Annotated in this window: 8 protein-coding genes; 3 read left to right on the top strand and 5 right to left on the bottom strand. The window is 38.6% G+C overall.

Features of this window, described 5'->3' with window-relative positions; all coding sequences use genetic code 11:
* Positions 1-558 precede the first annotated feature (558 nt).
* The 3 genes from AFK68_RS28615 (at position 559) to obgE (ending at position 3,968) form a co-directional block, all read left to right on the top strand.
* Complete coding sequence (locus AFK68_RS28615) at positions 559-1,281, top strand: Mo-dependent nitrogenase C-terminal domain-containing protein (protein WP_094677146.1); 723 nt, start codon at positions 559-561, stop codon at positions 1,279-1,281.
* A gap of 369 nt (positions 1,282-1,650) precedes the next feature.
* Entirely contained in the window at positions 1,651-2,934 is a 1,284-nt protein-coding gene (locus tag AFK68_RS28605; RefSeq protein ID WP_094677144.1) for an RNA-guided endonuclease TnpB family protein, read from the top strand.
* Between the two features lie 23 nt (positions 2,935-2,957).
* On the top strand, positions 2,958-3,968 hold the full coding sequence (obgE, locus tag AFK68_RS28600) for a GTPase ObgE (RefSeq protein WP_094677142.1): 1,011 nt from the start codon (positions 2,958-2,960) through the stop codon (positions 3,966-3,968).
* Positions 3,969-4,074: 106 nt separating this feature from the next.
* Here the strand turns inward: obgE and AFK68_RS28595 are convergent, their stop codons facing one another.
* The 5 genes from AFK68_RS28595 to hpsA all read right to left on the bottom strand — a co-directional run bounded on the left by AFK68_RS28595 (position 4,075) and on the right by hpsA (position 12,368).
* On the bottom strand, positions 4,075-4,668 hold the full coding sequence (locus tag AFK68_RS28595; protein WP_143438163.1) for a Tfp pilus assembly protein FimT/FimU: 594 nt from the start codon (positions 4,666-4,668) through the stop codon (positions 4,075-4,077).
* Positions 4,669-4,842: 174 nt separating this feature from the next.
* Positions 4,843-5,538 (bottom strand): type II secretion system protein, encoded by a 696-nt coding sequence (locus AFK68_RS28590; protein ID WP_094675442.1) that lies wholly within the window; start codon positions 5,536-5,538, stop codon positions 4,843-4,845.
* 56 nt (positions 5,539-5,594) lie between these two features.
* Positions 5,595-6,512, bottom strand: a complete 918-nt coding sequence (hpsC, locus tag AFK68_RS28585; RefSeq protein ID WP_143438164.1) for a hormogonium polysaccharide secretion pseudopilin HpsC — start codon at positions 6,510-6,512, stop codon at positions 5,595-5,597.
* A 41-nt stretch (positions 6,513-6,553) separates the two neighbouring features.
* Positions 6,554-7,231: a hormogonium polysaccharide secretion pseudopilin HpsB gene (hpsB, locus tag AFK68_RS28580; RefSeq protein WP_094675446.1), complete on the bottom strand. Its 678-nt coding sequence runs from the start codon at positions 7,229-7,231 to the stop codon at positions 6,554-6,556.
* A gap of 130 nt (positions 7,232-7,361) precedes the next feature.
* Complete coding sequence (gene hpsA / locus AFK68_RS28575; protein WP_094677140.1) at positions 7,362-12,368, bottom strand: hormogonium polysaccharide biosynthesis protein HpsA; 5,007 nt, start codon at positions 12,366-12,368, stop codon at positions 7,362-7,364.
* Positions 12,369-12,425 lie beyond the last annotated feature (57 nt).

The following is a 12,425-nucleotide window of genomic DNA, read 5'->3' as shown; positions in this document are numbered from 1 at the left end:
GCCCTTGTATTTCTTCGGACCTCCATACCTATTCCCAGTTAAGTGTTCCCTATCTCCTTTTTATATTTCCTGATACATTCAATCTCTAAATATTTGATCAAAACAAATAAACTCCACTGCTAAACTTAGCTATATTTCATGCAGTACAGCTTTGATATAGCAATATGATTTAAGTTGTGAGATATTTGATACTTTTAGGGAAAACTTAACCAGGACCAGGGAACAGAGAAGAAGAAAAAAATGAATATATATGAATATAATAACTGCTATGTTGTATATTTTTAAGGAACACCTCAATTGTCACATCTGATTCCTGATTACTACATATAAATAAACGCTATTATCTATGGATAAAAGTTTTAGCCAAAATTTAGCTAAAATAATGTAGCTATTAGTACATAAATAAACCGCAACAAATAAACTTCAAATAAATTAGAAACTTGAGGATTTTAGGCTGTGCCTACTGAGGTAAAATATAGTTAGTAGCTTCCCTGCTAAGAATTTTTGATTAGGTCTGGGAGCAAATCACAAAACTTATATTTAATCAGAGGTTAAGGCATGACTAACATTGTAAAATCTTCTCTCAACAAAGAACAAACTACTACTTGGTTACGAGGACTCATGAGCGTTGCTTATGCAGATGGAGAACTTGATGCTACAGAAAAAGATTTATTTGACCACTTTAGCCATGAAGAGTTTGCTTCGACAATTGAAATCTCAGAACTACAACCTATTGCTCCAGATGATTTAGCCAAGGTCTTTGGGGAAAATCCTAATATAGCAGAAAACTTTATGAGAACTGCTGTGATGGTAGCCTTGGCAGATGGAATTTATTCTGTTACTGAAGATGATATACTCCATCAATATTGTGATGCTCTAGGACTAAAAGTTAAAGCCTTAGATGCACTTAGAAAGAATCTAGAAAAAGCTAAAGAACAAGCAGAAGAAGATAATTTAGAAAGTTGGCTGGAAGAAACGGAACATACTGGCACTTTTATTATTCCCCACGACCCCGAACATCATCAAACTGTACTTGCTCCGATAAAAGACTGGTTAGATGGGTGGGACATTCACGATCCAAAAGTAGCTCACATGGTATGTAAAATGATTCCTCCCCAATGTCCATTTGAGCGAGATGTTGTGATTTTTGGTAAGAAAGTAGCCCACATTCCAGCTATGTGTAAACTTAACCCACTATACGATCAATTAGTTGGTTTGCGCTTCCGTGCCTTATCTTATTTAGCAGATGAATGTCAGGAAGATGTGTCTAGGTATTGTTAGGGAGTAGGGAGTAGGGAGTAGGGAGTAGGGAAATAGTTACAATTTTTAGGGAGTAGGGAGTAAGGAATAATGATAAAATATTTGTTGCTTGGTAATAGCTCTAACTCACTCAGATGAAACCGTCTGTAAAATTTAAAAGACAAGTTAAAAATGCCTGACATTCATAACTTTAAAGATTTAAAAATTTGGCAAAAAGGGATGGATATTGCTGAAAAATGCTATTTCCTCACTAAACTTTTTCCCAACTAGATTCGGCAAGGGGTCTCCCGTCATAATCTCTGATTTAACGGGAGGGGAATTGCCGAGAGGAAACTTATATAGGTGTCGATTGATGTTCACCCTATAACAGTAAAGAGTAGTAGAAAAATTATGATAATTACTCATTGCTACAAAATTAAGCCGACTCTAGAACAATCAGTCAAAATTGATTATTGGCTAGAACTGTTACGAAGACATTGGAATTATGCTCTTGGTCAACGATTAGACTGCTTGAATAGAACTAGATGTCAAGTTGACCGTTGCTCATTAATTGCATGTCCTATTGGTGAGATTCCCAGTAGACCAGATTATTATTTTCAGCAATCAGCACTTAAACAGACAAAACAGTTATTTCCCGATTACAAGGAAATATATTCTGCAGTCCAGCAAATTAACTTACAAAGACTAGATAAAGCCTGGAAAAGTTGGCTAATAACTGATAAAACTGGTAAGCGTGGAGGACGACCTAGATTCAAAAAATCAGGTAAATTAAGGTCATTCTGTTTTAGTAGAGTTAATCATCCCAAAGCAGTAATTAAGTTTGATGGAAAACAAATAATTACTACCAGGTTGGGTGCTATTCCTGTGATAGTTCATAGACCTATTCCAGATGGGTTTGTTATCAAAACTGCAACTATAACTAAAAAAGCTGATGGTTATTATGTGAGTTTGAGTTTAGAAGATAAGTCAGTACCTAGTTTAATTCCTACAGATAATATCAAAACTGCTGTAGGTATTGATGTAGGTTTAAAAGAGTTTTTGACTACTAATACTGGAGAAACTGTTTCTGTCCCAAATTTCTATATAAAAGCTGCTTCTAATTTAGCTAGAAAACAAGGTCAAGCAGACAGAAAGGAAATTGGTTCTAATAACTGGAAAAAGGCGCAAAATAAAATAGCTAGATTGCATCAACATATTGCTAGAAAAAGAGAAGATTTTCACTACAAAACTGCTCACAAGTTAGTTAAAGAGTATGATTTAATTGCTGTAGAAGACCTTAATATTAAAGGTTTAGCTAGAAATACTAAACTATCAAAATCAATTTATGATGTAGGATGGGGTGCTTTTATTGAAAAGTTGAATGCAGTAGCGGTCAAACGCGGTGTTCATGTAGTTAAAGTTAATCCTCACAATACATCACAAAATTGTAGTAATTGTGGTCATAAAGTGCCTAAAACTTTATCAATTAGAACTCACTCTTGTCCTAAATGTAAAACGGTTTTAGATAGAGATGAGAATGCTGCAATTAACATATTAAATAAAGCATTACACGAGGTGGGTATCATCTTGTCTGCTTGTGGAGGCTTAGATATTGATCGGCCTGTGAGGCAAGAAACTTCAGCAAACAAGGATTCAATTATCTTTAGTTTGAGAAGCTCCCGTTATAATCTTTGATTTAACGGGAGAGAACTTCACTTATGCAATTCATTGACCAAGCAGAAATTCAAGTAGAAGGTGGTAAAGGTGGCGATGGAATGGTTGCCTTTCGTCGCGAAAAGTTTGTCCCTGCCGGAGGGCCTGCTGGTGGTAATGGTGGCCGTGGAGGGTCTGTGATTTTGGTGGCCGTTGCTCATCTCCAGACTTTGTTGGATTTTAAATTTCAACGTGTTTTTAAGGCCGAAAATGGTAAACGGGGCGGTCCAAAAAATATGACTGGGGCCGCAGGGAGCGATCGCTTAATTGAAGTGCCTCCTGGTACGATGATTTATGATGCGGAAACTGAGGAGTTATTGGGAGATTTGGTTAAACCAGGTCAAACTTTTTGTGTTGCTCAAGGTGGTAAAGGTGGATTAGGAAATAAGCATTTTCTTAGTAATAGTAACCGCGCTCCTGAATATGCTTTGCCTGGTTTGGAGGGTGAAGTGCGAATGTTGAGATTAGAGTTGAAGTTGTTAGCTGAAGTGGGAATTATTGGTTTGCCCAATGCAGGAAAGTCTACTTTAATTGCATCTCTTTCTGCTGCTCGTCCAAAAATTGCTAATTATCCTTTTACTACTTTAGTGCCAAATTTGGGTGTTGTGAGAAAACCGACGGGAGATGGTACTGTTTTTGCTGATATTCCTGGTTTAATTGAAGGTGCTTCTGCTGGTTTGGGTTTGGGGCATGAATTTTTGAGGCATATCGAACGGACTAAGTTATTGTTGCATTTGGTTGATATTACAGATATTGATCCAGTGGAAAATTTTGAGACTATTCAAAATGAGTTAACAGCTTATGGGCGAAATTTAGAAGATAAGCAGCAAATTTTAGCTTTAAATAAAGTTGATGCAGTTGATGTGGAGACTGCAGAAATACAAGAGTTGGTAAGTAGGTTTAGGGAGATGAGCGGGGGAAAAGTTTTCCTTATTTCTGCTGTTGCAGGTATTGGTTTAGAGGAGTTAATGCAGGAAGTTTGGCAAGTGTTGGAAATGGAGGAAACCTCATTATAATCAAAACCCTGTAGGGGCGTTAGCGGAGCTTTGCGTTAGCACATGGCCATTCGCCCCTACAATAGAAAATGTTGGGTTGAGAGAAACAAAAGCCAACCTACAAATTCTAATAGCAGTATTTTCCACTTTTGTCAGGTTTTGCCTGCTCTTTACTGGTTCGCATTGCTCCTAAAAGAGTCGAGACAAATACACAACGTTTTGCTGTACCTCCACTCCGAAGAGATAAAGTTATACGTCTGAAACCGTTGGGATGACCTTTGTAATTGAATTTTATTCTCCAAATTTTAGTTGACGAGTATTGACGGAGGGTTGTTTCATCATCTATTTTCACAAATGGATCTAGGTTTTGCCAGTTAGCTTTTTGAGCATCAACAGTTTCTGGATGTATTGCCCATTGAGCTATTTGATCCTTTTCTTGGAAGCTTGCTTGCCAAGTAACTTTATCCCGCATAGCATTACTGCGTGCAGTTTTCATCGCTTGATATATTCTATCGTTGGAAGTGCGGAGGCGCTGGTTGTTGGTGAAAGCTAACCATCCGGGGGCGGCGATCGCTGCCAGAAGACCAATAATTAGAACAACAAATGTTAATTCTATGAGACTATATCCTGCTTCTTGTTGTTTCAGTAATTTTTCTGAGGAATTTATTGTCAGACTTTTAGTAATAGTTGATTTTACGGAAGTAGAGATTTTAGTCTTCATTTTAACCCTGATATTCTTTTATTTCGTATTTTTAATCCTATTTACTATTTTAGTAATTAATAATTTGATGTCAAACAGGATGATGTTTTTGAAGATAAAAAATTTGCCCTATCGTTAACCTGAAATTAGTTTGACAGAGTAGTTATTTTATGGTATATATAGGGATAAATTAAATTATGGGCATCCTGCTCCTGTTGCTGAATCAAATTCTCCTTCTCCTATTCTCATACTACCTAAGATTGTTTCAACAATTACGCATCTTTTAAATCCATCATCTGTTGTAGAAGCAGTAACAGCAAAAGGTAGTTCTTGGGCTGGATCATCTATTTCCACTGCACCTAAATGGTTAAATTTAATTTGATCGTTTGCATCGTCTTGATAAGCTGTACAGTTATCATTAGCATCTTTAGTTTGACATTCTTTTATAGATAATTTAACCATTCCTGGTTTAATTTCACCATTTGCTCCTAAAGATTTCCACAATACATCGCTATTTGGTATTGGAGTTGTTTTAGAGGTAGAATAAATATGGAATCTTGGTGGATCGTTATAAGGTTTACCTGTGCTAGGATTTGTTGCAGAATCAATGTTAACGTCCCGGAATTCAAGTATTCTATCTGCCTTTTTCAACTTAGCATCACTTTGTGCCGACCTCAATGCTCGAAATACCCCATCGTTAACTGTGCGGGTGCGCTGTCTATTGACAAAAGCATTCCAACCAGGGACAGCGATCGCGCTCAATATACCTATGATTAAAACTACTATTGCTAGCTCTACAAGAGAAAAACCTGCATTCACACTAAAAGGGTAAATAGAACGCTTTGGGGAAAGCTGGAGTAAAAGTTTGAATAAAAAAGTTGAGGGTTTCATATCTGTTTTCTGTATAAGAAAATTTAATACTTATTAGTTTTGAAATTTGCAATCTACTATTCTCCAAAACCACTACGTCCACCCACTTGAGCAGTTGCTTGAGGACAATATGGCGAATCTTTATACTCTGGAGGAGTTGTCGAATCATCTTCTATACAACTAAAATTATTTTGACTGCGACGCAGAGAATTACCAATAATAGTAATTTGAGCTAGATTATTGTTATCCACCGAATTGAGATTAAAATCTTCTATATAATTAACTAACACTGCTACTGGATTAAAATCTCCACCACCTCTGACAAGCTCTCCTGGTGTTTCTCTATTGCCAATATTGGCTGTATTGTAACCGTTATCAGGTACTTCCCCAATGTAGTTACCTAAACCATCAGTAGGGTTGTCACTAATTTCTACTCTAGCTATCCTAGACGGGCAGGGTGTTTCGTCACACCAAACAGAAGCAGTGCTTGTTTCGTCTATTTTGTAATAGGCAACTAACGAATATACAAACGTATCATCAAGGCAATCATTTGTACCATTAGGAGTACAGCCATCAACAGGTAAAACGTTGCTTTCATGTTTACGTTTCCAAAAGACAAGTATTGGCGTACCTACATCAGTTGGTATAGCTGTATCCCCTGTTGTTTCTGGAGTCGTACCACAAGAGTCTGCATTCCGGTTTTGAATGCAGCTAACTTCATTTGGAGTGTAGATATAAAACGCCTGACTCACATCCTGAGCAATATAGTCAATTGCTGCCTGTAACTCCTGTTCGCTATTGGTCTTTGCCTGCTCCCTCACATCTCTGTTAAGGATATCCACCACAAAAGTCAACATAGGAACAATTATTAAAAATGCAATGATTGTGCCTACAAGTAGTTCTATCATAGTAAAACCACTTGTCAAGTTGCTTAACTTTTGTGATTTGCGATTTGACTCGGTTTTTGTTAGTAATTTCAGTAAGTTTTGCATCATAAATATATTCCCAATTTTTTTAAAATTTATCACTCTATATTTTATGGACAACTTGCTCCTGTAGGATCTATACGATTACAAATATTTTGAAATGAACCATTTAGGTCTACTGGTGCTATCTCTGTTACCATTTCTACCACTGGCAACCTACGATTACCAATAGCATTTGTAACTGCAGATTGCTGTGTTCCTTTTTCAGGACAATCTGTTCCTTCGGGACAAAGTGAAGTTTCCTGAAAAGCATCTGATCTATAAACTCGCACAAGTAGTTGATAACCAAGACTAGCATCGGGATATGAACGTCCCGCCTGAATTATCATATCTGTAGGGCTGCTGATTTTGCAGCCTCCCCCATCTCCACCATCAATACAGAACAACTGACGATCAGTACCACAATACTCTCCATCCTTATCTTCACAACTTAGGCTACCGCTACTAGGGGCAACAGTTGAATGTGGGTCTTGTCCCAGGAAACCAGGAGCGTTTTCTTCTGGGTTTGATCTCACCCAATCTATGTAACTCCTAGCTGCCTGAGATCCTAATTCTATCCGTCTTGCCTGAACGCGAGTCCCTACGGACAGAGCAATAACAGGTGCAATTGCACTCATCAGAAAAGCAACCATAATCATTGCCACTAAACCTTCCATAATGGTATAGCCCGCATTAGGATTAATTTGTTGCCATTTTTGGATTTTTTGTTGAATTTGTTGTTTATTCATAGCTCTCGTTGTTTAATTATATTTTGTTAAATCTTGCAGAAAGTCAGAATAATATAGATGTAAAAATACTAAATATTCACTTCTGCAAGATGTCTATTGATTTTTAGATATCAATCATTACCTTGGTAAATTAGTTGCAATTTTGACGATAATTATCATTAGCTGCGTTTTCAACGACTTGTCCATCATCATCAATCACTTGAGAACACAACAAAGTTTCTACCCATTCATCATCTAAACTTACTTCCCGATAATACTTGTCTGGTTCACCACTTGAGTCTTCCCCACTCAATTGTTGGGAAAAGTAGTCGGGGGACTGGGAAAGCAGACCGACATCAAATCCCCAGCTACGATCCGGTGGCAGGAAGTATCCAACCCTAGCACCGTTGTTGTTAACAGTATAGTTGTTGGTTTTATAGGAACCTCGAAACCCAAAAAGACTGTTCGCGCCTCGTTGATCGTTTATACCATTGGGCGGAACATGTGGATAAGGTGCGGTAGCATAAGCGCTACGGTTTAATTGCATAAAACTACCAATGATGTTAGTAGCAAAATTATTGTTGTTGTCCTGTGCCCAGTTTTCGAGGAAGCGAGGTAAGTTTTGTAAACCACCATTGGTTTCTGGAGGACGAGGTGGTACGTCACCGGAACCTACTACTAAGTTAAATGTAGTATCTCCAGAGGCTCGGGTTAGCCATCTTGAGTTACTTCTTAGGGTATTATTATTTGGGTTTGGTAAGTTACCCTGATCACCTTGAGGTGTATTTGTTGGTACATAATTTTGGAGAACAGGTACTAGCAGAGGTTGTTGAACTGTTCCTCCAGGCGCTAATGGCTCTAAATAAGCCAAAGGATGGGTATTACCATAATTTTCTCCAGCAGTTGGGTTTGTAGCATCGTTAGAAGTTCTAAACCAAAGAGCGTTAGGTGCTATATCAGGTAAACCAGCATTGTAAGTTCCATCTAAGCTTGGTACTGGTACTGTTCCAGTTATTATTGTAACCGTATTATAAGGGGGGAAGACATTCACATTACCACCACCTACTCCTATTGGAATTGCTCCGTTGCCATCCAATATTAAGTTAAAGTTATTATCCCGGGCAAATGCTATACGCCTTGGATAACGACGGTCATTAGGATCTAATGCAGGGCGAGCTGTAGTGCCTGCACCTAGGATATTAGCAGGTTCACCTATTACATCTGCTGCTTGTAATTGTTCATCAGTCTCTATAATATCATTGTTAGCAGTGCCGCCACCAGTACCATTATCAGCACCCACAAACCAATCTGGAGGCTGACAAGACGATACAGGCAACTTACGACACATTTCCATTACATACTCTGGAAATTGTCCCCGTCGCTGCACAGGTGTCACATAATTATTGAAGTATGAACTATTAATGGCAGTACCATTATTAGTCGAGTAGTTAGTATCTTGAAGATTATTAGCAGGGTCAAAAGCTACTTGATCTCCGTTGGCATCAAAAGCTTGACTACTCAAACCATTAGTAACAAAATTATTACCATAGAAACCATTTAACATTCGAGCGCCAGCAACTGTAATATCCTCTTCTAGAACTGCTGTATTATCTGCAAAGTCACCATCTCCATCCTGATCAACTCCATCTAAGTCAAAACCTAACTGTGTTTCATCAACGGTTGCTGTATCTTCATTTCCTGGAGTCCCATCAAAATCATATCCTGCATCCGCTATGTTGTCTCCATCAAAATCGTTCGCAACAACCGGAAGATTACCAGCATTATTTCTGAGGTCAAAATCTCCCTCATTACGAAAACCAGGACGGAAACCTAGAGTAATATTATCATAACTATCATTATTAGGATTACCATCATCATCATTAGGATTACCATCATCATCATAATCATTATCATCAGATAATAATGTAATTGCATCTGCCAGCACAGTTGCCGCACGCCAACTATCTCCTTCGCTACAACCACGAATTCTTGGGTCTCCTGCACGACAGGCAAAATTCGGATTTATCTGATTTTCAGTACGACCGTAGAAATTATCCCAGTCATCATCTAAGAGTTGAGTGAATTCCTCTCGAGGGAGAAGCTTGGGGTCACCGTGAGGATTAAATTGACCGTGAATATATACTGGTAAATTAGTGACTAAGGTTAAACCCTTTTCTTTCACAACATCTTCAATACTGCTAACAACATCATTATTATCATCATTTTGACCATTATCATTATCATCATTTCTAGCTAGACGTTGACCATTGATCAACATTATGCCATTAGGTCGTCGAGTCGGGTCTAATTTATAATCGGTAGGACTAATAGCTTTACTAGCATCTTCATCTATACCATTACCATTCGATCTGCGATCGCTCCTGTCTGGTAAAGCATCATCACGAGTAGCATAGATAATACCGCTATTGGGTAACAAATACTCTGGCGATGGTCCCGTTGTTACTAAAGGAGTGATCGTCTGATTTCTCATTTGATTCAAATCTAATTGAGTCAAACGAATTTCTAGAGGTTGCCGTTCCTCTAAAGCCAAATCATAGTTTGTTGTTAAATTAGCAGACTGAGGGTCGGGTGTTAGGGGGCTATTAAGAGTAAAGGTTTCATCAACAGTAGTGTTAGGATCGTCATCATCTATTGCTTTTATTTGTCTAGCATCCAATAGGGTTACTTCTCTGATGACACCATGAGGAATAGTTACTCCACCAGGATTATTAGTAAAACTCAAAGGATAGTCTAATATCTCTAAAGAACACAGAGTCGAATCTATTGCTGCTTGTTCCTCTAGGGTGAGGTCGCCACCATTAGATAGTCTCTCTAAAGCTCTGCGCAGAGGTTCATTAGCAAACCTGCCATCTGGGAAAACCATATTTGCTTGTTCTGCTAGTTCAGGTCGTGTAGCTCTTGTTGTTGGTGCTTTGTAAACTATGCCATTGTTTGATTTACCATTAGGGTCTGTATTCCAAAGTAATTCATCCTCATTTAGAGCCGTTGTACTATCTGTTGGGTCATAATAACTACTAATACAAGCAATAGGTTGTTGGTCGTTTTCTCCACTTTCTGAGTCAATGGGGTATCGTGCATAGTGATATAGAACTGTTGCCCGCATCTGGAGATCTCCCTTTGTTGGTATATCATCTGGATCACTAAAAGCTGCTATATTCTGCCATCCCCCCCCAGCAACATTTGCATTGTCATAAACTAGACCATTAGGACCAGGTGACATTGGCATGGTATCTGGCCAGACAACAGTATATTGTTCTACGTCAGGAGTTGCTAGGTCGTCATAGGTTTCTCCAGGTGGTAATGGAGGTGGCAGAAAAGAATTAGTCCGCGAATAAACCCCTGCTCCTGTAACTACACGCAACCCACCAATACCATCTAAAGGAGTTTCTGGCACTTGTGCTGCCGCCCTTTCCCAGAAACCATTCCGACCTAAAGAACCCACAGAAGGTAATTCTGTTACACGAGGTTTACGGGTACGAGGAGGATCGTCAACTGGGTTTCCGTTATCATTAACCCATCTTCCACCTGTTGGTTGTTCCGTAGTAACAAACTCAGAACCATTCCACCATTTAGCTGGCAGATTATTTCCTACAAGTATGCGTTCTCCCAAAAATAGTTCTGGGCGATTATCATCATCCTCATCTGGTTCTCTAGATGTTAGTTGATCTGGATCTAAGTTTAGTTGGGTTTGACCGTCTGTTGGCAGTATCCATTCATCTGGTGGTTTAAGTTGATCGCCACTACCTTCAGGAGTTTCTGTAGGAATATACTCTACATTATTAGCAGGGTTATCAGCAGGTACTTCAGCAAAAGGTACTTTTCTCGTCCGATCACGAAAGTAAATGTCTAGTTCCTCACGACGTATTTCTGCTCTCCTGTCTGCATCTGTCGTATCTTCCTCTGTCGTCCTTCTATCTACTACTAGAGTAACTGCTGAAGGGTCTTCTCCTTCACCTTTATCCATTTGATCGGCAACCATAACATTAATACGCTTTTCGTATGCGTTATTGTTATAGATTGTATCAAAAGCAGTTTCATTATCCACAGACTCATTTCCACTGCCAATTACAGTTTGTCCTACACCCTTCTTCCTACCCTGAAATAAATCTACTTGTACATTATTCGTCTGAGTGGTACTTGACATTCCATTAACAACATTTCCCCCAACAATTATCTTGCTATTTTCTGCTTCATAGAAGCAAGACTCATCACTACTGACTTGAAACAAGTGTAAATCATTTCTAAAAGGGGAAACTATCAAATTACTATTGGTTAAAATTCTCCCATTCATGCGAAAATCAGGACCAGGAGATATTTCTAAGTCATCTCCATACACTACAGCGTTATTAGAGAGAGAAACTCTTTCCCAGTCTTCTTGATATTCCAGAGCAGCAATACCTGGAGTTCCTGCATTTTCACTAATTGGAACAGTTACCGTATAAACAAAAAAACTTTTGACTAATTTACTGGTTGCATTATCTTTATACCAACCATTCCCTGCTAAACTTAAACCTGCAGGACAGTCTTCATTTTGAAAGTTTCCTACAGTCACTGGTGGAGTTCTTGCTTGTAGAGATGTTCTCTGTTCACCACTAGGGGGAGTAGCTAAGAAAATACCATATATTGTGAAGCTATCTGGGTCTCCATCATTGTCTGTGTCTACAGGAAATCTCCATGCAGTCGTAATTTCCTCACCATCATTAGTTACCCTCAAGCGTTCTTCATCTGCAAATCTATACCTCTCATCAACAGCATTACTTAAATAATTGTCAACTTCGTCTTCATCAGGCGTTTGCCCTCTCGGCAAACTAGGATCTTCCCTCAATAAATACTGAAGTTTAGCTCTAGCTCTATCTAGAGCCGGAGTAGCTGCACTAAGAGCTTGCTGACTTACTCTCACATTACGAGCTTGTTCCGCCCGATCAAAAGAACGAAGTAACATAGCTACAGTCAGTAATACTACTACCAACATCACCATTGTGACTGTCGGCAGCACAAACCCAGCATTAGAAGTTTTACCCAAAGATTTTTTGTTTTGAGCGATCGCTCTTACTAATGCCTTAGTTAGTAGTCTTAATTGTTTTCCTATCTTTCTGACTATACTTTTGAAATTTTTTAATATATGGTGGTAATACATAGACTATTCCCTGGCCTTTAATATTATTGGTATTCTCTAATAAGACTTGTTATTAGG

The sequence above is a fragment of the Hydrocoleum sp. CS-953 genome (assembly GCF_002260545.1).
GTDB lineage: Bacteria > Cyanobacteriota > Cyanobacteriia > Cyanobacteriales > Microcoleaceae > Trichodesmium.
This window is presented reverse-complemented; position numbering and strand designations above follow the sequence as displayed.